The sequence below is a fragment of the Anaerostipes amylophilus genome, assembly GCF_025567365.1.
Taxonomy (GTDB): Bacteria; Bacillota; Clostridia; order Lachnospirales; family Lachnospiraceae; genus Anaerostipes; species Anaerostipes amylophilus.
Genome location: NZ_JAOQJG010000001.1, coordinates 291,854 through 312,578, shown reverse-complemented (window position 1 = coordinate 312,578; position 20,725 = coordinate 291,854). Strand labels below are relative to the sequence as shown.

Here is a 20,725-nt window from a genome sequence, read left to right as displayed (position 1 = left end):
CAAGAAAGGGACAAAGAGAATTATGAAAACAGCAGATGTGATCATTGTAGGAAGCGGTGCGGCAGGACTATTTAATGCATTATTTCTTCCACAGGATTACAAAGTAATCGTTATTACTAAGAAGACAGTTGAGGAGAGTGACTCCTTCTTAGCGCAGGGTGGAATCTCTGCATTGAAGAATCCAGAAGACTATGATTCTTATTTCGAAGACACTATGAAGGCCGGACATTATGAGAACGACAAAGGTGCCGTCGAGAAGATGATCAAAGAATCACCACAGATCATTCAGGATCTGAAAGATTTTGGTGTAAGATTTGACCTGAAAGATGGAGAGATCGAATTTACAAGAGAAGGTGGACATTCTACATTCCGCATACTTCATCACGAAGACCTGACAGGAAAAGAGATCACAAGCCATTTATACGAAGAGGCAAAGAAACGCGATAATATCACGATCATGGAAAACTGTATGATGATCGATATCATTGAGAAAGATGGAGAATGTAAAGGTATCGTATATAAAGATCAAGATGGTAATTTCGATACGATCGAAGCTCCAGATACAGTTCTTGCAACTGGAGGACTGGGAGGATTATTTAAACATTCCACAAACTTCAGACATCTGACAGCAGACAGTCTGGCTATTTGTCTGCGTCATAATGTGACACTGGAGAATATTAACTATATCCAGATCCATCCAACAACATTTTATTCAAAGAAGCCAGGAAGAAGATTCTTAATCTCTGAATCAGTCAGAGGAGAAGGGGCTTACCTGTTAAATAAAGATGGAGAACGTTTTACAGATGAATTACAGCCAAGAGATGTTGTAACAGGTGAGATCTGTAAACAGATGAAGAAAGACGGAAGCGATCATGTGTATCTTACAGTGACACATTTAGACGGAGAGAGGATCAAACATAGATTTCCTAATATCTACAAACAGTGTTTAGATGAAGGATATGATATGACGAAAGAACCAATTCCAGTAACACCAGCACAACATTATTTTATGGGTGGAATTAAGGTTAATTTAGACAGTAAGACATCTATGGATCATTTATATGCAGTTGGTGAGACAAGTTGTAATGGAGTTCATGGAAGAAACCGTCTGGCAAGTAACTCTTTACTGGAATCACTTGTATTTGCCAAGGCAGCAGCGAAAGACATCACAGAACATCCATCAAAAGCCGAGACAGTCGAAGTAGATTTAAGTCAGTATAAGAATGAAGAACAGCGTGAAAAAGAGAATGAACAGCTTGTTCTTGATGAAATCAAACGAAAGGACAGAAGTTTTTATGATCAGTGGTGTAACGATGAAAATTAACATCGATGAATATCTGATGAATGCATTAAAAGAAGATATCACACAGGAAGATGTCAGCACAAACGCAGTGATGCCAGAACCAAAACAGGGAGAAGTGAATTTAATCTGTAAGCAGGATGGGATCATCTGTGGATTAGAAGTATTTGAGAGAGTTTTTAAACTTTTAGATGATACTGTTGTTTTTGAGACAGAATTAAAAGACGGAGATCAAGTAACCAAAGGACAGCTGATGGGAGTTGTCAAAGGAGATATCCGTGCCCTTTTATCTGGAGAACGTGTTGCATTAAACTACTTACAGAGAATGAGTGGTATCGCAACAATGACAAGTGAATTAGCTAAAGAATTAGAAGGATATAAAACAAAGTTATTAGATACAAGAAAGACAACACCAAATATGCGTCCATTTGAAAAATACGCAGTCACAGTTGGTGGAGGACATAATCACCGCTATAACTTATCTGATGGAGTTATGCTGAAAGATAACCATATCGGAGCAGCAGGTGGAATCAAAGAAGCGGTTGCTATGGCGAAAGACTATGCACCATTTGTCAGAAAGATCGAAGTAGAGACAGAGAATCTTGACATGGTAAAAGAAGCCGTAGAAGCAGGAGCAGATATCATCATGTTAGATAACATGGATGATGACACAATGAAAGAAGCAGTCAAACTGATCGACGGAAGAGCCGAGACAGAGTGTTCCGGAAACGTTACAAAAGAACGTTTAAAGACGATCCGTGAGATTGGGGTTGACTATGTATCTTGTGGAGCGTTAACACATTCAGCGCCTATTATGGACATTTCATTGAAGAATTTACATCCGGTAGAATAAAAAGCCATACCTATAGGGACCAATAGTTTTCCTAAATTAATACAAGAAAACTATTACTTTGTGGATAAAACATTGATGATACAGGAATTTCTGGAAAGATGTTGCGATGAAATGGATGGAAAAAGCATAAATAATTTTTAAGAAGTAAAAATCTTATCAAACAACACATAAATTTCGCCAGTGACCTCCAGGAAAAAATAAATACCTCATGGAAACCGTATGAGCGCGTTTCCATGAGGTATTTATTTTTTTAGACTGTGATAAATCCAAGTCCTTCAAGTACAGAGAACACCAAAATAGCAACAATGCAAATAGGTGCGATATACTTAACCATAACAAGGAATAAAGGTTTTCTCTTAAATTCTCCAGAACTTTCAACTTCATCAATGATCTCTTTTGGTTTGATGATATAACCAACAAAGATACATGTTAAGAATGCAGCGATCGGCATTAATACACTATTACTGATAAAATCAAAGAAATCAAGGAAATCAAATCCAAGGATCGTAATATTGCTCCATGCTCCAAATCCTAAAGAAGATGGAACTGCTAGTAACAGAGCAACAATAAACATCGTAATGCAGGCAGTACCACGTTTCATATGGAACTTATCCATCAGTACTGCGACGAGTGTCTCAAGCAGCGAAATGGAAGAAGTAAGTGCTGCAAGTAACACTAAAATAAAGAATACAGCTGCGATAATGCTTGAAAATGCCATGCTGTTAAATACTTTAGGAAGCATAACGAACATTAAAGATGGTCCTTTCGCAAGCATAGAAGAATCTCCGTTAGAGAATATAAATACAGCTGGAACGATCATAAGTCCTGCAAGGAAAGCAACTCCGGTATCAAAGATCTCAACCTGTGTTACAGATTTTTCAAGATTGGATTTCTTTGGCATGTAAGAACCAAAGGTTACCATGATACCCATGGCAAGTGACATAGAGTAAAACAGCTGTCCAAGTGCCGCTAAGATCGTTGTTGGACTGAAATCTTTTAAGTTTGGTTTGATATAATATGCAACTCCGGTCATAGCACCTGGTCTTGTAATACAGAATACGGATACACCGATCAGTAAGACGATCAGTACCGGCATCATAATCGTGCTGACACGTTCAATACCACCTTTGACACCACCAGCAACAACTAAAGTAGTAACGATCAAAAATACAAGAACATAGATCATAGGCTCTGCAGATTTACTGATAAATCCTGTAAAAAATGTATCAGAAGCAGCATCGTGGATACCACCTTGAATAGAAACAAGTGCATATTTTGTTACCCATCCACCGATCACACAATAATAAGGGAAAATGATAAATGGGATCAGTGTTGTAAGATAACCGATAAATGTGTATTTCTTATTGAAATGTCCGAATGCACGGATCGCACTGGTTCCAGCTCTTCTTCCTAATGCAACTTCAGTGATCATTAATGAAAATCCAAACGTTAAAGTAAGGATTAAATAAGTCAATAAAAAAGTTCCTCCACCATATTTGGCAGCGAGGTATGGAAATCTCCAGATGTTTCCAAGACCTACGGCAGATCCGGCCGTTGCGAGGACGAATCCTAAGCGGCTGGAGAAGCCATTTCTTTCATTACTCATAATATAAAGTACCTTCTTTCATATATATATTCAGATACGAAAAATAGAATCTGACATGTGCCGGAGGTCTAAAATAAAAACAGTCTGGATGCTTAAAAGTATTAGATGACGTCCACATCTTCTCCGGCAAGGACGGCATTCATGTTACGTACGGAACACATCTTTCCGCACATTGTACAGGTATCCTCTCTTTCAGGAGTAGATTCTGCACGATATCTTCTTGCCTTTTCAGGGTCAAGAGCAAGTTCGAACTGTTTTTCCCAGTCAAGTTTCTGTCTGGCAGCTGCCATCTGGTTATCCCAGTCCATGGCACCTTTTACACCTTTGGCGATATCTGCTGCATGAGCTGCGATCTTAGAAGCCATGATTCCTTCTTTTACATCGTCAACATTAGGCAGACGTAAATGTTCTGCAGGAGTTACATAGCATAAAAAGCTTGCTCCAGATGCAGCGGCGATCGCACCACCGATTGCAGAAGTAATATGGTCATATCCAGGAGCGATATCTGTAACAAGAGGTCCGAGTACATAAAATGGAGCTCCATGACAGATCGTCTGCTGAATCTTCATATTCGCCTGAATCTGATCCATTGGCATATGTCCAGGACCTTCGATCATAACCTGAACATCCTTTTTCCATGCACGTGCAGTCAATTCACCAAGTGTTACCAGTTCCTCGATCTGTGAAATATCACTCGCATCAGCAAGGCATCCAGGACGGCATGCATCACCAAGGCTTAAAGTTACGTCATATTCATTACAGATATCGAGGATTTCGTCATAATATTCGAAGAATGGGTTTTCATTACCAGTTGCTTCCATCCATGCGAAGATTAAGGAACCACCACGGGAAACAATGTTCATCTTACGCTTCATCGCTTTGAAACGATCTGCAGTGTTACGATTGATTCCACAGTGGATCGTCATAAAATCAACGCCATCTTCGGCATGCATCTTGAAAACGTCGATCCATTCACGAGATGTGATGTCTTTGAGTGCTTTATTGTAATAAACGATCGCATCATAGATAGGAACTGTACCAAGAATCGCAGGACATTCATTGACAAGTTTTTTACGAAATACGTGAGTATGTCCAAAAGAAGAAAGATCCATGATCGCTTCAGCACCCATCTCAACAGCTTTATTTACTTTTTCCATCTCAACATCTAAGTTTAAACAGTCTCTGGATGTACCAAGGTTTACATTGATCTTTGTCTTTAAGGAATTTCCGATACCAAAAGGTTTTAAACACTTATGGTTCTTGTTGGCAGGAATAACGATCGTGCCAGCTGCAACTTCAGCCATAAGATCTTTCACATCAATTCCTTCATAAGTAGCAACAGCCTCCATTTCTTTTGTTATAATTCCCTGCCTTGCTGCATTCATCTGAGTTGTGTAATTCATAAAATGTATACCTCCAAAATATAAAATTTTGGGAGACTTTATTCGGTTTAAATTATAATTTTATCGTCAAAATCTAAAATAGATATGTTGAGATAAAAAAAGACAAACTAAAGGTACATTCTGATGCCCGTTTACAGTTCGTCTTGTATTCATAGCATCCAAATCCCTACGACGGCATTACCCGTATCAGGTCCATGGTCGAAACGTAAGTTTCCTCTCAGCTAAGGTATCACCTTTTAAGCTCCCATTTCAGTTACATCAACATTGTACCATCGAGGGCACGATATATCAACAAAAAAGGTTATTTTTTGTTCACACAAAATTCGAATTCTTTTCATAATTTCTTTGAGTAAATGTAACATTCTATTATGAAAACGTGATATAATATTTAACAAGTGTCACTTATTATAAAATTTAGGAGAGATAAAGTGATATTTTTTACTTGATGGGAGGACATAACATGCCAGGTATTATTTTAGAAGGCGGAACATTCCGTCCAATCTTCAGTGCCGGAGTGATGGATGCATTGTTAGATGAAGATATCATGTTTCCATATATGATCGGTGTATCAGCGGGGATTTGTGATGGATTTTCATATATTTCAAAACAAAAAGAACGTAATTTAAAGATTCTTATGAATCATAGAAATGATAAACGATATTTAGGAGCAGGAAATTTATTAAAAGATAAAAGTCTATTTGGACTTGATTTTGTATATGATACGATTCCGAATAAGTTATATCCATTTGACTGGAAGACATTTTATGAATACGAAGGAAGAATCCGAGTTGGAGTGACCAATGCATGGACAGGAAAAGTAGAATATAAAGATGGAATGAAATTAGACAAAAAGTGTATGATGCTTCGTGCAACATGTGCGATACCACTTGTATTTCCAGCGATTTATGTTGATGGAAAGCCATATTATGATGGAGGACTGGCAGATCCGATCCCGATCAGAAAGTCAATCAAAGATGGCAATGAGAAGAATCTGATCGTATTAACTAGACCTGAAGGATATAGAAAAGAACTAAGCAGAAGCCATAAGATCACAGCGAAACTACTGAAGAGAAAATATCCACATTTGCCGGAACTTTTAATGAAGAGACATATCGAATATAACAAAACAGTAAGATATTGTGAGAAACTCGAACAAGAAGGAAAAGCAGTAATCTTAAGGCCAGAATATCCAATTGAAAGTCTGGAAAAGGATATTGATGTATTGAAGCAGACATATGATATGGGATATCGCATGACGAAAGAAAAGATTGATAAGATCAGAGAGTTATTTTAAAGAAATCTTTTTAAATGTCCCACTGGACGGGAGGGGTCTGATAAGATATACTTTATAAGATTGAAACGAAGGAGGGCAGGATAGATATGTCATTGATAAAAGCATCAGGAAGAACATTTGTAGAAGAACTCGCAACGAATCCGCAGGTGAACCTTATGGTTGTGTGCGAGAGACTCGGTGCCCCTTTTAATGATGGAGAAGCAGAGATATCTCTGGCAGCTAAAGTTGCAGAGAAACTTTATGATAGACCACAGCTTGTGATGAAGATGCTGCAACAGGAAGCAATTGAATTTTTATTACAGTGCTGGGAGATGGAAGGAGAAAGCCTGATCGCGCAGATGTATTTAAGAGAACTGGAACAGTTGCATTTTCTTGGATTTCTCTCTTATGAAGATGATACGATCTATATTAATATGGAGGCAAAAGACAAATTTTTCTTTTCGCTTAAGAGTCATCGGACACAGGCTCAGATGGAAGAATACACAAGACTTGAGAATATTTTATTTGGAATGTTATTTTTATATGGTATTCTGGATATTTATGAATGTTGTGAGATCATCAGGGATAACATGATAGAAGATATGACATATGATGAGTTGGAAGAATTTGTGATGCACAGAGTTGTATTCTGGCAGTCTGGTATCTTATTGAGAAATCAGACGAATTTAAGACTGATCTATGCAAGCAGAGAGGTGGATGACAGGAATGATGTGTTTATCAAATGGACCATTAACAAAGATATTTCCTGGAAGATTTACAGTGAAGATCAGTACAAAGAATTAGCCTTGTCAAATGGAGTTGGAAATTGGAGTGGTATTCCAGAGTTATTTGATTTTGTCATGCAGAATATAGAGGATGATCAGTATCAGGCTATGATGATCGTAAAATCACTGGTTGTAAAGATTCAAAACGGAGTAACATATACGGAAATTACAGAGGCGTATACAGGCTTGTTAGAAGATAATGCAAGAGAAGAACAGAGAACCCTTTGTGACCTGATTCTTAAACTTTATAAGACAGTTCCTGTATATGCACTAAAAGGTCATACAAGAGAAGAACTGGAAGAGGAAGAAACAGGCCACAGATTTCAGGTGATCCCTGGGGGTAAAGAGTAAACAAGGAGGAAGCAGATGAGACAGTCAACAGTATTAGTAGTAGATGACGAAAAAGAAATTGCTGACTTTATTGAATTATATTTAAAGAATGAAGATTATAATGTATTTAAATTTTACAATGGAAAAGATGCACTTGCATGTGTAGAGCACGAGAATATTGATCTGGCGATCCTTGATGTGATGTTGCCGGATATTGATGGATTTGAAATCTTAAAACAGATCCGATTAAAGCACAATTTTCCAGTTATTATGCTGACTGCAAGAGTATCATCCATGGATAAGATCAATGGATTGACATTAGGAGCTGATGATTATATTGAGAAGCCATTTGAACCTCTTGAACTTATGGCGAGAGTAAAAGCACAGCTACGAAGATTTACAAGATATAACGATGGTTCTGGATCTGATCAGGAAGATACTTTGGAGATTTCAGGACTTATTCTGAATCGTGCGACACATCAGTGCACTTATGGAGAAGAAGAAATTACACTAACTCCATTGGAATTTTCTATACTTTGGATCCTGACTCAGAACAGAGGCAAAGTAATAAGCTCCGAGAATCTGTTTGAGCAGGTGTGGAAAGAAAAATATTTTAAGAACAATAACAACACAGTTATGGTACATATCAGACATCTCAGGGAGAAACTTGGAGATGTCATGGGACACAAAGAGCTGATCAAGACAGTTTGGGGAGTTGGATACAAAGTTGAGGAGTAAATACAGAAGTTTAAAGATAAGGATTATATTGCAGACACTGGGAATCAGCCTTATTGTTGCATTTATCGGATATTTTATACTTGATATTTTTGTAGATGGGGTGTTTCAGGATCCGTTTGCCAAAACGGTTGTTTATATATTTGAACGGCTTGGCATGGATGAGATAGAAGCAATCCGTATATATCGTCTGATCTTTATGCAGAATAAAACAATGATCATTGGTGCTGGATTTTTTCTGTTACTTTTGTTAAGCTTTTATCTGGGTATGTCAAAATTTACAACTTATCTAAAACAGGTTGAAAGCGGTATTCAGATGATCTTAAATGAGTCCAAAGATCATATTTTACTCCCTCCAGAATTGAATCCACTGGAGAATAAGTTAAATGAGATCAAAGGAACATTGAAAGAGCAGCGACGGATCGCAGAGGAAAGTGAGCAAAGGAAGAATGATATTATCGTATATCTTGCTCATGATCTTAAGACACCGCTGACTTCAATTATTGCATATTTATCCTTGCTCAATGAAGCACCGGATATGCCGGTGGAACAGAGAGCAAAATATACCGGAATTTCACTTGAGAAAGCGAAACGACTGGGCGAACTGATCAATGAATTTTTTGAGATTACAAGATATAATCTTCAGAATATCACATTGGATAAGAAGGAATTTTATCTTTATGTTCTACTTGAACAAGTGATGGATTCTTTTGCTGCGGTATTTAAGCAGAAAGGATTAGAGTGGAAGATAGAGGTAGATGATAAAATTTTAATTTATGGTGATCCGGACAGACTTGCCAGGGTTTTTGAGAATCTGCTTCGGAATGCAGTTTCATACTGCTATCCAAATTCTCTGATCGAGGTTTATGGGATGATCGATGGAGATGAGGCAGATGTTATTGTAAGGAATCAGGGCAAGACGATACCAGAACATCAATTAAACAACCTGTTTGAGAAATTTTACAGATTAGATGAAGCGAGATCATCCGAAACAGGTGGTGCAGGTCTTGGACTTGCTATTGCCAAAGAGATCATCGAGCTTCATGATGGAACTATTAAAGCAACCAGCCAGAATGAGTATACGACATTCACAATAAGGCTGCCAAGAAAGAAGGAGGAACAATGAAAAAAGTATATGTAATTGGACATCGCAATCCAGATACAGATTCTATCTGTTCTGCGATCGCATATGCAAATCTTAAAAATCAGGTGGAAGGGAATGGATACGAAGCATATCGTGCCGGAAATATCAATGGTGAAACAAGATATGTTCTCGATACATTTGGAATCAAAGATCCTAAATATGTTAGTGATGTAAGACCAAGACTTACAGATGTTAACCTAAATTCTGTTAAAGGGGCAAAACCAACAGATTCACTGAAATCTGTACGAGAGATGATGCAGACAGAGAAGATTGTATCTCTTCCAGTATTAGATGGAAAGAAAATGATCGGACTTGTATCTATCAGTGATGTTTTAAAAGCAGACATGGATGTTTATGATAATGAGATTCTTGCGAAATCAAAAACACCATACAAGAATGTAGTTGAAACATTAGATGGAACACTTCAGACAGGAGATATTGAAGGATATATCACAGAAGGTAAATTAACAGTATCTGCAGCAAGTGTTGACACAATGGAAGAGTTTGTAACAGCGAAAGATACAGTGATCGTTGCAAACCGTGAAGATGCACAGATCGGTGCACTTCAGACAGGAGTACAGTGTATCGTTGTATGTATGGGAACAGAAGTAAGTGATAAAGTATTAGAACTTGCCAAAGAAAAAAATTGCAGAATCATCACAACACCATACGATACATTTACAGCAAGCCGTTTAATCTGCCAGGCTATGCCAGTATCTTACATTATGGCAACAGATACGATTGTATCATTTAATGAAACAGATTATATCGATGATGTCAAAGAAGAGATGACAAAGAAACGTTTCCGTTATTTCCCTGTATTGAATTCAGATAATGAATTCGTAGGATTTATTTCCAGACGTCGTATTTTAGAATTCAGCAAGAAACAGGTAATCTTAGTTGACCACAACGAAGTATCCCAGGCTGTCGAAGGATTAGAAGAATGCGAGATCATGGAGATCATCGATCATCACAGAATCGGAAGTGTGGAAACAGTTTCACCTGTATACTTCAGAAACCAGCCAGTTGGATGTACAGGAACAATTATTGCTCAGATGTATCGTGAACAGGGAATCGAGATCACAAAAGAGATGGCTGGATTAATGTGTTCAGCAATCCTTTCTGATACATTAATGTTCCGTTCACCAACTTGCACACCAGTTGATGAGCAGATCGCAAGAGAGTTAGCTGCTATCGCAGGTGTTGATGTAGAAGAGCATGCAAAAGCTATGTTCCGTGCAGGAAGTGATTTAAGTGGTAAGACTCCAAACGAAATTTTCTATATGGATTACAAGAAATTCAACGCTGATACAATTAACTTCGGTGTTGGACAGATTACATCTATGGATCAGGGTGAATTAGATGATATCAAAGCACCAATCCTTGAGTATATGGATTCCGTAAAAGAAGAACAGGGACTTGACTATGTATTCTTTATGTTAACAAATATCTTAGAAGAGACAACACATCTATTAATCTGCGGACCAGATGCAGAAGGTGTGATCGAGCGTGGATTTGATGTAACACCAGAAGATAAGATTGCAGTATTACCAGGAGTTATGTCACGTAAGAAACAGATGATCCCTAACTTACTGAATGCATTTCAGCAGTAATTTACAAAAGATTAATTGAGCAGCTAAAGCTGTTGATATATGAAGAAAATTAAATTATAAAGTATGATAATTGTCAGATTTTTTTCAAAATCTGGCAATTATTTTTTGCAAAAAAATCAATATATTTTATCGTTTTGTACTATTTAAAACAATAAAAAATAAAACACAAACCACGTAAATTGGACGTTTGTTGGTAGAAAGATACAAAAAATAAGATAATAAATCGTAGAATTAGTACAAATTGATAAAAACGTTTGACGTTAACTTGGACTTCAAATAGATCCAATCAGAAATTATAATAAAAACAAGTCGAAGGGAAATGGGTGATAAGATGAACCGAAGAGAGAATAAAATATTCAGCGAGCTGATTTGGAATGATAAATCAACGGTAGCAGCATTTAAAGATAAATATAATGTTCAGGAGCGCTCTATAAGATTAGCAATTAAGAGTATCAATGATGATCTTATGGAAGCTGGATTACCAACAATCTTTGAGAATAGCGAAGGAGAACTGAGTATCGAAGATAAAGACCAAATCGCTGTGAAAGAGTTTGAAAAATTTATTCAAAATTATAATTTCTATTCTTACACCATGACAAAAAATGAGAGACATACAATTTTAGCCTTGATACTTTTAAACGGCAGAGAATACATCACAGTGGATATGCTTAAAAATGAAATTGGAGTCAGCAGAAATACAATTTTAAATGATCTTCAGGAGTTGAAAAGCTGGTTTGAAGACAGGGAAATGACTTTAAAAGCAAAACCACATGTTGGATATGTGATCGATGCAACAGAGACACAGATCCGTGAAAATATTCTGAAACTTATGGAAGTTAACAGTGAAGAATATTATCAAAACGGATATACGTTGAATGTATATTGGTGGTTGCTTTTAAAGCAACTCGATACAATGAACTCTTTTGAAAATCTTAAGAATATTCTGCTGGAAGAGGAAGAAGAGACAGGTGTTATCCTGGAAGACTATTCGTTTTATGAAGCAGGCATTGAATTGATGATCATTTTGAATCGATTAGATCAGGGTAAATATCTTATAAGTTTTAATGATGAATTAAAAGAAGAAATAGAGATCAGTTCAAAATATCCTTTCAGCAAATCTGTTTTAAATAAAATTGGAAGAAAATATGATGTAAAGATAACAGAAGAAGAAATTTTGATGTTCACAAAACATCTTAGAGGAAAAAGATATTTAAAAGGTGAGCGAAACAGTGCAACCTCATTAGATATCAATGTGATGATCGCAGAAGCAATTCATTTGATCTCAGGTCAGTTAGGAATCGATTTTTATCTGGATTTTGGACTGTATGATCTGATGGTTGCACATATGAAATCTGCAGTTTACAGAGTTATGAATGGAGAAGTTCTTGTAAATCCATTTAAAGATGAGATTATCAATGATTATCCTGAAATCCTTCAGATTGTACATAAAGAACTTGAAAATTTAGAGAACTTTATCGGAAAGAAATTTAGAGAAGATGAAGTGATGTTTCTTGTTTTGTATTTTGCATCAGTGATAGAAAAAGAAAAGATACAAAGTAATAAAAATAAGAAAATTCCGGTAGCACTTGTTTGTGCGACAGGAAGAGGAACTGTTCAGTTTATGTTGGCAAAACTTAAGATATTAGAAAATATCATAGATATTGTCAGTGTATCATCTCATCACAATATGAATGAGATCGAGCAGTCTGGCGCGAGGATGATAATTTCAACTATTCCATTACCGAATTCGAAACTGCCAAATGTGGCAGTGAGAAGCCCAATGCTTGATGATCAGGATATTCTTACAATACAGCAAAAAGTATTTGAATTGAAAGAAAAAGAGCAGGAAGAGATAGAAGAACAGGAAAACAGAGTGATAAAACAAAATCCTCAAAAAGATATTCAAGGAGCTTTTTACAATCTGTTATCCAAGGAACGCATTGAAATGGATTATCCGGCAAAAGACTGGGAAGATGCCATAAGATGTGCGGGAAAACTTCTTTATGATACAAACACAGTAACAGAACAATACGTTGAAGAAATGGTAAGCAGTGTAAAAAAACATGGACCATACATTGTTGTTTGTAAGGGAATGGCACTTCCTCATGCAGATTGCAGCAAAGGTGCGATCAAGGAGGCGGCTTCACTTGTCAGATTGAAGACACCGATTGAATTTGGAAGTGTTTATAATGACCCGGTCAGATACGTCATAGGAATGAGCATTAAAAGTGCAGAAAGTATCAATCAGGCCATTTATGATATGATGAAAATTTTTGGAGATGAAAACAACATGAATAAATTTGACTCGCTCCCAGATGAGCAGGCAGTTTTAGACATGATCAACAGTTTTCAGAAACAAAAAATATAAATAAAAAGGAGAGCTTAAAATGGACAAGATAATAAGTAACAAAGAAAAAAGTTATTTGGCAGTTACTTTATCAGGAGACAACGACAAGGAAGTAATTAAGCAGATGGCATCTGCACTGGAAGAAGAAGGGTATGTAAAAGATACTTTTGCAGATGCAATTGTAAAAAGAGAAAGTATTTATCCAACAGGACTTCCTGTAGGAGAGATCAATGTAGCAATTCCGCATACTGATCCAGAACATGTAAACAATGCAGCAGTTTGTCTGGGAATCTTAGACAAACCAGTAACATTTAATGTTATGGGAATGGAAGGAGAGACAACAGAAGTTTCATTATTATTTATGCTTTCCATCAAACATAAAGAAGATCAGATGGGAATGCTGCAGAAATTAATAAGTCTTTGTCAGGATCAGAATACATTGAAAGAAATTCTGGCAAAAGATCAGGACAAGATTAATGAGGTTATGACAGCTCTGGTAGAGAAATAATGACTTTATTGATAGAGAAAAATGAGAAAACGCATACATAGAAAGGAGAAATTAATATGAAAAGAATTATTATTGCGTGTGGATCAGGAGTAGCAACATCAACAGTGGCAAATCAGAAGGTATCAGCATATCTGGATGAACATGGATATTCAGGAAAATATCAGATCGAACAGTGTCAGGTATCAGAACTTGCTGAAAAAGGTAAGAGTGCTGACTTCGCGATCGCAACAACAGTAGTTGGAGCAAACATGCCTTGCCCAGTATTACCAGGACTTCCATTATTAACTGGTGTTGGAGCAGATAAATTATTCAGTGACGTTGAAGAACAGATGAATAAATAAGAAAAACTATCAGAAAAAGAGAGATAAGAAGGGAGAAAAATCATGCAGGCAGTTATTGATTTTTTCAGTTATATTAATGGCTTAGGCGCAAGCGTCATGATGCCAATCATTTTAACAATTTTCGGAGTTATTTTAGGGGCTAAATTTGGTAAAGCTTTAAGAGGTGGTCTTACAGTAGGTGTAGGTTTCATCGGATTAAACCTTGCAGTAGGATTGATCGGTACATATCTTGCACCAGCTGTACAGCAGATGGCAACAAGATTCCATTTATCACTTACAACAGTAGACGTAGGATGGCCAGCTGCAGCAGCTATCGCTATGGGAACAACAGTAGGTCTGTTGATCATCCCAATCGGATTGATTATTAACATTATCATGTTACTTACAAACACAACACAGACAATCGACGTTGATATCTGGAACTACTGGCATTTCGCTTTTACAGGTTCTTTAGTAGCAATCGTTACAGATAACCTTACATATGGAATCATTGCAGCGATCATCAACATCATTATCGTATTTGTAATTGCTGACTACACAGCACCAAAAGCAGAAGAAGTATTAGGAATGCCTGGAGTATCTATTCCTCACGGATTCTCAGCAGCTTATGTACCATTTGCAATCGTGATCAACTGGGTTATGGACAGAATTCCAGGTGTAAACAAAATTGACATCAACATTGAAAAATTACAGAAGAAATTTGGTGTATTCGGAGAACCAATCTTAATTGGTACAGTATTAGGTATTGTAATCGGAGCTTTAGCAGGATATGATCTTAAAAATATTTTAACAAGTGGTATATATTTAGGAGCAGCTTTAGTACTGATTCCAAAAATGGCATCATTACTTATGGAAGGACTTATGCCTATTTCAGAAGCAGCACAGGCATTCATTTCTAAGAGATTTTCTGACAGAGGAAAAATCTACATTGGACTTGATTCAGCTGTAGGTGTAGGACATCCTATCACATTAACAGTAGCATTAATCCTTGTACCAGTAGCAGTATTCTTAGCAGTAATCCTTCCAGGAAACACAGTATTACCAATGGCTGACTTATCTTGCATCCCATATATGTTAGTACTGATCGTTCCATTAGTTGGTGGTAACGGATTCCGTGCGATCATCACAGGTATCATTGTATTAGCAGGTGGTTTATATATTTCAACTGACCTTGCAGCAGTTACAACATCTGTAGCTCATACAGTAGATGCCGCTACATACAATGGTGTAACACAGATTTCTTCTATCTGTGATGGAGCTAACCCTTTAACATGGGTAATCTACAGAGCAGGTAACTTAAGTATCGTTGCATTAGCAGTTGTTGGTGTTATCGCACTTGCATTAGCTTTCTTAAACAGAAAACGTATTATCAAAGCAGCACATGCTGAACAAAACTAAGATATAAAACAGCAGAAAGAGGTAAATGTATTTATGAAAAGTTATATATATAAAAAATCGCATTATCTCATTCAGCATACCATACCAGGAATATTCACACTTCTGATCGGGCTTTATTGCCTGATCAGACAGGTGATGACCGGATTTGATGGTTTGCTGATGTTTGTATTAATTATTTGCGTATATAATGTTTGGAATGAGTTTGTATCCTTGAGTAATCCGTACGAATTTGATCTTGGCGAAGAAACTATAACTTTTCGTGGATACAACAAGGAACATACATATAAGATCAGTGAAATGACAGCTTTCTCTATGAGAATGGTAGCAGGAAACACAAAGATCTATATGAACATCGACAAAGGTGGACTATTAAAAGGCAGATACTGGCTTAGAGTATCTGAATTTGATGATGATAAAGATATTATAGATTATTTTTATGATTTGGATGAACGAGTAAATCCACACTCTGTTATCACAAAAGCAAGAAAAGCAGGCAGAGCGAGATTGGCTCAGAAAGCGAAACGAGTTTAGGAGGAATTAAGATAGATGTTGGTAACATTAAAAGAATTACTTGACCAGGCAAAGGTTGAACATAAAGCAGTTGGTGCTTTTAACGGAACAACATTAGAAGCGATCAGAGGAATCATACAGGCAGCAGAGGAATTAAATGCACCTGTTATTTTACAGCATGCACAGAGTCATGATGATCTGATCGATTTAGAAGAAATTGGACCTGTTATGAAATATTATGCCGAGAGAGCGAAAGTTCCTGTGGCATTACATTTAGATCATGGTTCAAGTTTTGAAAGATGCGTACAGGCATTAAGACTGGGATTTACTTCTGTAATGTATGATGCATCAGCAAAATCTTTCGAAGAAAACGCAGCAGAAACAGCAGAGATCGTTAAGATCGCACATGCAGTAGGAGCAAGCGTAGAAGCTGAACTCGGTCATATCTTTACATCAAAAGTCGTACAGGGTGAAGGTGCAGGAGCTGATAGTACAGATGATTATGAAGATTTAGATAACATCTATACAGATCCTGAAGTTGCAAAGAAATTTGTAGAAATGACAAATGTAGATTGCCTTGCCGTTGCATTTGGAACAACACATGGTGTATATCTTACAGAGCCTAAATTAGATCTTCCAAGAGTCGCAAGACTTCGTGAAGCAACAAATATTCCACTTGTTATGCATGGTGGTTCTGGTGTATCAGATGAAGACTATGCAGTAGCAATTGAAAATGGTATTTGTAAAGTGAACTATTATACATACATGAATACAGCAGGTGGAAAAGCATCAAAAGAATACTGGGCTGACGACAGCAAACCATTATTCTATGATTCTATGTCATTAGTTGCGACAGAAGCAATCAAAGAAGATGTAAAACGTGCGATCAAAGTATTCCAGAAAATCAAATAGTTCAAAGAAAGAAGGCGTAAAAATGGCAGTTTATAAAGAAACGATCTTATTAAAATCACATGGTAAAACTCCAACATATGTAAATATCACACCACAGGTTCGAGAAGCAATCGAAAAAAGTGGAATCCAGAATGGAATCTGTACAGTCATTTCTCCACATACAACATGTTCTGTATTTTTTGAAGAATTTGTACATGATTATAATGAAGCAGGAGATGAGTTCTTACAGGAAGATTTGAACGATGTGTTAAAGAAGATTATTCCTGATCATGTAAGTGCAGATCAGTATAATTATCCAGGAGAAGAACATTATAAGGCTGTAGAATCATGGCCAGATGCAGATACATATCTTCCAAACGGAGATAGAACAGCTTTATTTAATGGTGATGCCCACTTAAGATCAACACTGATCGGTTCCAGTGCAACATTAGAAGTTGACGAAGGAAAATTAGGAGTTGGAGCTACAGGATATGTATATTTTGTAGACTTTGACAGAACAAGAGAAAGAACAAGAAAATGTAAGATCATCGTAATCGGAGAATAGGGGGAAAAAGATAAAATGGCAAAAGCAGAATCTCCATTTTTAATTGTTAATCCTAAATCTTATTTATATGGTGAAAAAAGCTTAGAATTAGCAAAAGCAGCAGACAAGACAGCAAAAGAAACAGGACTTCAGATTTATTTTACATGCCCATATGCAGATATCAGACTGATCAAAGAAAATACAGAAAACCTGATTGTATGTGCACAGTCTATGGATTCATTAACACCAGGACGAGGAATGGGACATGTACTTCCAGAATCTTTAAAAGAAGCAGGAGCAGAAGCTGTATTCTTAAATCATGCAGAAAACCAGAAAACAGTATCTGAATTATATGCAACGATCAAAAGAGCAAAAGAACTTGGAATGATCACGATCGTTTGTGCAGATTCAACAGTAGAAGCAAAAGCAGTTGCATGTATGGATCCAGATATCGTATTAGCAGAGCCAACAGATCTGATCGGTACAGGTAAGGTAGCAGACGATTCTTATACAATTGAAACAGTCAAAGGACTTCACGAAGTCAATCCAGATGTTTTAGTTATGATCGCATCAGGAGTCAGCACAGCAGAAGACTGCTACAATGTTGTAAAACTTGGAGCAGACGGAACAGGAGCAACTTCTGGAATCTTAAACGCACCATCTCCAGCACAGAGAATACAGGAAATGGCAGAGGCTATTGTTAAAGCGAAGAATGAGAAATTTTAATTTTGTAATTGGCCAACTGTAGATTTTGAGTATATGATAAAAAATAAATAAACGATCGGAAGAGCAGCTAGAGAATTTTACTCACGTTTTTTGCGAATTCGCAAAAAACGTGGCAAAATTCTAATGCTGCTCTTCCGATCGTTTATTTATTTTTGTCACATATACGAAAGCCTACAATCATAAATCACAATTTTAATGCCTTCCCAAAATCATCAGTTTCTTTCATACATTCAATAAAACTTTCTTTCGTAACCCCAGCATTCTTAGGTCGAAATTCCCATTCTGTTGTAGTCATGACTTTCTCTGCCATAGCATCGAAATCGTCTTCTGTGATCTCAATATCTTCAAAACATACAGGCAATCCCATACTTTTATTAAACTTCGCAATACGTTCTCTTTCTTCATAAGCTTTTTCAAATGTAAGCAGACAAAGAACTCCAAGTGATACGATCTCACCATGTAAATGTTTTTCACCGCCTTTTGTTACAGTTGATCCGTAATATACGCAGTGTGCAAGACTTGAATTATAGTAGTATTTTGGTGCAGCACTTACCATATTAGATACTAAACCTGTGCTGATAATGATATCTAAAGCAACCTGTTCTAATTCGTAAGATACTTTATTTGCTTTCAGATCATCTAAAGCTTTTTTTCCATACTCAACTAAAGGAGTAGTACAGATTTTACTTAACTGAACACCCATCATTGGAGTATGAGATAATTCATCTTCTTTTGATGCAAAAACAGCTTCGCATTCTTTGCTTAGCGCGTCTCCAATACCAGCCCATAACAGTTCTTCTGGGGAGTCTGCGATAATAGACGATTCGATAAATGTATGGTTTGCATTCTTTGGATAATAATATTCTCTAAATGATCCATCAGGATTATAAATAACAGAAATTGCTGTAACAGATGCACAGTTAGAAGCCACTGTTGGAAAGCAAAATAGAGGTTTATCCATTTCATTTGCAACATATTTACAAGTATCGCAGGCACGACCCCCACCGACTGCAAAGATCATATCAGCCTTCTTGACAACATCCATATCGATTAGTGCATTACCATTCTCATATGTGGAATCACCGCCATACCAGATAAAATCAAGAATCTCTACATCAGAACCCTTAATTCCCTCCAAAATCTTATCCTTTGCTTTAGACATGGCAATCTTTCCACCAATCACAACCGCTGTCTTTCCATAAAATCTGGTTGTATGAGGAATTTCCTTATAACATCCTTCTCCGATTGTATAGCTTGGTAAATTTACACTGTAATAATTCATTATGTTTCGTGGCCTTCCTTTCATTTATATTGTCTTTATTATAGTCTTCTGTTTTTAGAAAAGCAAAAGAATTGCTGTTCTTTTTCTGATTCATGAAGAAGTTTAAACATGGATGAATCGAAGTTGATTTCTATGCAACTTAATAATCTTTATGAAATCATAGAGTAAAATTTTCTCGGTCTGCTAAAATACAATTAATAATATAAGCAATTCCGTCACGAGTATTAGCACGAGTCTGATAGACACAGATATTGCGAATCATATCGCAGGCATTTTCCATAGCTACAGAATGGATACCAGGAATGGATAGCATAGAATAATCGTTTTCACTGTCACCGATCGCAACGATCTCATCAGGAGTTAATCCGTCTCTTTTTGCATAGTCTAACAAGGTACTTCCTTTCTGGGCATGTATAGAAGTAATTTCGATATCTGTCGGAACAGTTGAAACAACAGCAAGTCCAGGAATTTTTTCAAGTTCGACTCTCAATTTCTTTAATGCTTCATGGTCTGTGGAGTTTGATGAGATCTTTAAAATTCGATGATCGCTGTTTAATAAAGCTTCTTGTCCATCAACAAAGATAACATTGTCTACAAGTTCACGGAAATCATCAAGGGTATATTTCATATCAGGATGATTGATCTGAATTGCAGGGATAAATACATCTCTTGTGTAGATTTTACGTTCTTCTAATGGAAGCAGAGAAATACGTCCTTCGGTTGTATACAAAGATGGTTCCATAGAGTATTTATTAAATGCATCAAAAATCTTGTGGATTGTTTCTTTGTCAATTTCGTGTTCAAATAAAAGATTTCCATCTTTATCAAATGCACAGGAACCATTGCTGCAGATCAAGTCGCATTTTAATCCGGCAGCTTCAATGAGAGCACGAGCATTTGGATATTCACGGCCTGTATTGATAATAAAATTGATACCATTTTCTTGTGCTTTTTTGATCGCTTCGATATTTATTGGGGTAATCTGTCGATAGCTGTTAAGAAGAGTACCATCCATATCGGATGAAATTAATTTAATCATGTGATAGCCTCCTAATATTGGGTAAAAATTTTGTATGGTTTTATAGTATCATAACTAGAACTTATATAGCATTTAAATTTTGTAAAATATAAATGAG

Annotated in this window: 20 protein-coding genes and 1 riboswitch; of the genes, 16 read left to right on the top strand and 4 right to left on the bottom strand. The window is 36.6% G+C overall.

The features are described from left to right. The first annotated feature begins 22 nt into the window (after positions 1 to 22). Genes OCV53_RS01540 through OCV53_RS12500 form a run of 3 tightly spaced genes read left to right on the top strand, consistent with a single transcriptional unit; the run spans position 23 to position 2,294 of the window. Entirely contained in the window at positions 23 to 1,324 is a 1,302-nt protein-coding gene (locus OCV53_RS01540; RefSeq protein WP_022374408.1) for an L-aspartate oxidase, read from the top strand. After that, on the top strand, positions 1,296 to 2,153 hold the full coding sequence (gene nadC, locus OCV53_RS01535) for a carboxylating nicotinate-nucleotide diphosphorylase (protein WP_022374407.1): 858 nt from the start codon (positions 1,296 to 1,298) through the stop codon (positions 2,151 to 2,153). The genes OCV53_RS01540 and nadC overlap by 29 nt, the downstream gene beginning before the upstream one ends. 6 nt (positions 2,154 to 2,159) lie before the next feature. Further along, complete coding sequence (locus OCV53_RS12500) at positions 2,160 to 2,294, top strand: AAA family ATPase (protein ID WP_117944070.1); 135 nt, start codon at positions 2,160 to 2,162, stop codon at positions 2,292 to 2,294. A gap of 109 nt (positions 2,295 to 2,403) precedes the next feature. On the opposite strand, the gene OCV53_RS01525 is transcribed toward OCV53_RS12500, so the two are convergent. After that, complete coding sequence (locus tag OCV53_RS01525) at positions 2,404 to 3,759, bottom strand: sodium-dependent transporter (protein ID WP_022374406.1); 1,356 nt, start codon at positions 3,757 to 3,759, stop codon at positions 2,404 to 2,406. Between the two features lie 101 nt (positions 3,760 to 3,860). Beyond that, a complete protein-coding gene (thiC, locus tag OCV53_RS01520; protein WP_022374405.1) occupies positions 3,861 to 5,162 on the bottom strand; it encodes a phosphomethylpyrimidine synthase ThiC in 1,302 nt (433 codons plus the stop codon). A gap of 146 nt (positions 5,163 to 5,308) precedes the next feature. Further along, positions 5,309 to 5,420: riboswitch (TPP riboswitch) on the bottom strand. Between the two features lie 202 nt (positions 5,421 to 5,622). Between thiC and OCV53_RS01515 the strand changes: the two genes are divergently transcribed. From OCV53_RS01515 to OCV53_RS01455, 13 genes are all read left to right on the top strand, one after another. Beyond that, the gene (locus OCV53_RS01515) at positions 5,623 to 6,456 is read left to right on the top strand and encodes a patatin-like phospholipase family protein (RefSeq protein ID WP_022374404.1); all 834 of its coding nucleotides are present in this window, start codon (positions 5,623 to 5,625) and stop codon (positions 6,454 to 6,456) included. Between the two features lie 86 nt (positions 6,457 to 6,542). After that, a complete protein-coding gene (locus OCV53_RS01510; RefSeq protein ID WP_055196354.1) occupies positions 6,543 to 7,571 on the top strand; it encodes a hypothetical protein in 1,029 nt (342 codons plus the stop codon). Positions 7,572 to 7,586: 15 nt separating this feature from the next. Further along, entirely contained in the window at positions 7,587 to 8,288 is a 702-nt protein-coding gene (vanR, locus tag OCV53_RS01505) for a VanR-ABDEGLN family response regulator transcription factor (RefSeq protein ID WP_022374402.1), read from the top strand. Further along, complete coding sequence (locus tag OCV53_RS01500; protein WP_055196353.1) at positions 8,278 to 9,411, top strand: sensor histidine kinase; 1,134 nt, start codon at positions 8,278 to 8,280, stop codon at positions 9,409 to 9,411. The genes vanR and OCV53_RS01500 overlap by 11 nt, the downstream gene beginning before the upstream one ends. Further along, positions 9,408 to 11,042, top strand: coding sequence for a putative manganese-dependent inorganic diphosphatase (locus tag OCV53_RS01495; RefSeq protein WP_022374400.1), 1,635 nt, complete (start codon positions 9,408 to 9,410; stop codon positions 11,040 to 11,042). Before OCV53_RS01500 ends, OCV53_RS01495 begins: the two co-directional genes overlap by 4 nt. A 331-nt stretch (positions 11,043 to 11,373) precedes the next feature. Further along, positions 11,374 to 13,410, top strand: coding sequence for a BglG family transcription antiterminator (locus OCV53_RS01490; RefSeq protein ID WP_055196465.1), 2,037 nt, complete (start codon positions 11,374 to 11,376; stop codon positions 13,408 to 13,410). 19 nt (positions 13,411 to 13,429) lie between these two features. Further along, entirely contained in the window at positions 13,430 to 13,897 is a 468-nt protein-coding gene (locus OCV53_RS01485; protein ID WP_022374398.1) for a PTS sugar transporter subunit IIA, read from the top strand. 56 nt (positions 13,898 to 13,953) lie between these two features. Then, a complete protein-coding gene (locus OCV53_RS01480; RefSeq protein WP_022374397.1) occupies positions 13,954 to 14,238 on the top strand; it encodes a PTS sugar transporter subunit IIB in 285 nt (94 codons plus the stop codon). Positions 14,239 to 14,280: 42 nt separating this feature from the next. Then, positions 14,281 to 15,636, top strand: a complete 1,356-nt coding sequence (locus tag OCV53_RS01475; RefSeq protein WP_055196352.1) for a PTS galactitol transporter subunit IIC — start codon at positions 14,281 to 14,283, stop codon at positions 15,634 to 15,636. Between the two features lie 33 nt (positions 15,637 to 15,669). Beyond that, the gene (locus OCV53_RS01470) at positions 15,670 to 16,167 is read left to right on the top strand and encodes a hypothetical protein (RefSeq protein WP_022374395.1); all 498 of its coding nucleotides are present in this window, start codon (positions 15,670 to 15,672) and stop codon (positions 16,165 to 16,167) included. 15 nt (positions 16,168 to 16,182) lie between these two features. After that, on the top strand, positions 16,183 to 17,058 hold the full coding sequence (locus OCV53_RS01465) for a class II fructose-bisphosphate aldolase (RefSeq protein WP_055196351.1): 876 nt from the start codon (positions 16,183 to 16,185) through the stop codon (positions 17,056 to 17,058). Positions 17,059 to 17,080: 22 nt separating this feature from the next. Then, positions 17,081 to 17,602 carry a YjbQ family protein gene (locus OCV53_RS01460; protein ID WP_022374393.1) on the top strand — a complete coding sequence of 174 codons (522 nt, stop codon included), beginning with the start codon at positions 17,081 to 17,083 and terminating at the stop codon, positions 17,600 to 17,602. Between the two features lie 15 nt (positions 17,603 to 17,617). Next, positions 17,618 to 18,307 (top strand): triose-phosphate isomerase, encoded by a 690-nt coding sequence (locus OCV53_RS01455; RefSeq protein ID WP_055196350.1) that lies wholly within the window; start codon positions 17,618 to 17,620, stop codon positions 18,305 to 18,307. 184 nt (positions 18,308 to 18,491) lie between these two features. Here the strand turns inward: OCV53_RS01455 and OCV53_RS01450 are convergent, their stop codons facing one another. Both OCV53_RS01450 and OCV53_RS01445 read right to left on the bottom strand, forming a co-directional pair. Beyond that, positions 18,492 to 19,589: an iron-containing alcohol dehydrogenase family protein gene (locus OCV53_RS01450; RefSeq protein ID WP_055196349.1), complete on the bottom strand. Its 1,098-nt coding sequence runs from the start codon at positions 19,587 to 19,589 to the stop codon at positions 18,492 to 18,494. Between the two features lie 157 nt (positions 19,590 to 19,746). Beyond that, positions 19,747 to 20,628, bottom strand: a complete 882-nt coding sequence (locus tag OCV53_RS01445; RefSeq protein ID WP_055196348.1) for a Cof-type HAD-IIB family hydrolase — start codon at positions 20,626 to 20,628, stop codon at positions 19,747 to 19,749. Positions 20,629 to 20,725: the final 97 nt, after the last annotated feature.

Bases quoted from the DNA above. Each gene is read 5' to 3' on its own strand.
- OCV53_RS01525 (WP_022374406.1), bottom strand. From the start codon at position 3,759: ATGAGTAATGAAAGAAATGGCTTCTCCAGCCGCTTAGGATTCGTCCTC.
- OCV53_RS01480 (WP_022374397.1), top strand. From the start codon at position 13,954: ATGAAAAGAATTATTATTGCGTGTGGATCAGGAGTAGCAACATCAACA.
- thiC (WP_022374405.1), bottom strand. From the start codon at position 5,162: ATGAATTACACAACTCAGATGAATGCAGCAAGGCAGGGAATTATAACA.
- OCV53_RS01540 (WP_022374408.1), top strand. From the start codon at position 23: ATGAAAACAGCAGATGTGATCATTGTAGGAAGCGGTGCGGCAGGACTA.
- OCV53_RS01470 (WP_022374395.1), top strand. From the start codon at position 15,670: ATGAAAAGTTATATATATAAAAAATCGCATTATCTCATTCAGCATACC.
- OCV53_RS01490 (WP_055196465.1), top strand. From the start codon at position 11,374: ATGAACCGAAGAGAGAATAAAATATTCAGCGAGCTGATTTGGAATGAT.
- OCV53_RS01465 (WP_055196351.1), top strand. From the start codon at position 16,183: ATGTTGGTAACATTAAAAGAATTACTTGACCAGGCAAAGGTTGAACAT.
- OCV53_RS01445 (WP_055196348.1), bottom strand. From the start codon at position 20,628: ATGATTAAATTAATTTCATCCGATATGGATGGTACTCTTCTTAACAGC.
- OCV53_RS01450 (WP_055196349.1), bottom strand. From the start codon at position 19,589: ATGAATTATTACAGTGTAAATTTACCAAGCTATACAATCGGAGAAGGA.
- OCV53_RS01495 (WP_022374400.1), top strand. From the start codon at position 9,408: ATGAAAAAAGTATATGTAATTGGACATCGCAATCCAGATACAGATTCT.
- OCV53_RS01455 (WP_055196350.1), top strand. From the start codon at position 17,618: ATGGCAAAAGCAGAATCTCCATTTTTAATTGTTAATCCTAAATCTTAT.
- nadC (WP_022374407.1), top strand. From the start codon at position 1,296: ATGATCAGTGGTGTAACGATGAAAATTAACATCGATGAATATCTGATG.
- OCV53_RS01460 (WP_022374393.1), top strand. From the start codon at position 17,081: ATGGCAGTTTATAAAGAAACGATCTTATTAAAATCACATGGTAAAACT.
- vanR (WP_022374402.1), top strand. From the start codon at position 7,587: ATGAGACAGTCAACAGTATTAGTAGTAGATGACGAAAAAGAAATTGCT.
- OCV53_RS01485 (WP_022374398.1), top strand. From the start codon at position 13,430: ATGGACAAGATAATAAGTAACAAAGAAAAAAGTTATTTGGCAGTTACT.
- OCV53_RS01475 (WP_055196352.1), top strand. From the start codon at position 14,281: ATGCAGGCAGTTATTGATTTTTTCAGTTATATTAATGGCTTAGGCGCA.
- OCV53_RS01510 (WP_055196354.1), top strand. From the start codon at position 6,543: ATGTCATTGATAAAAGCATCAGGAAGAACATTTGTAGAAGAACTCGCA.
- OCV53_RS01515 (WP_022374404.1), top strand. From the start codon at position 5,623: ATGCCAGGTATTATTTTAGAAGGCGGAACATTCCGTCCAATCTTCAGT.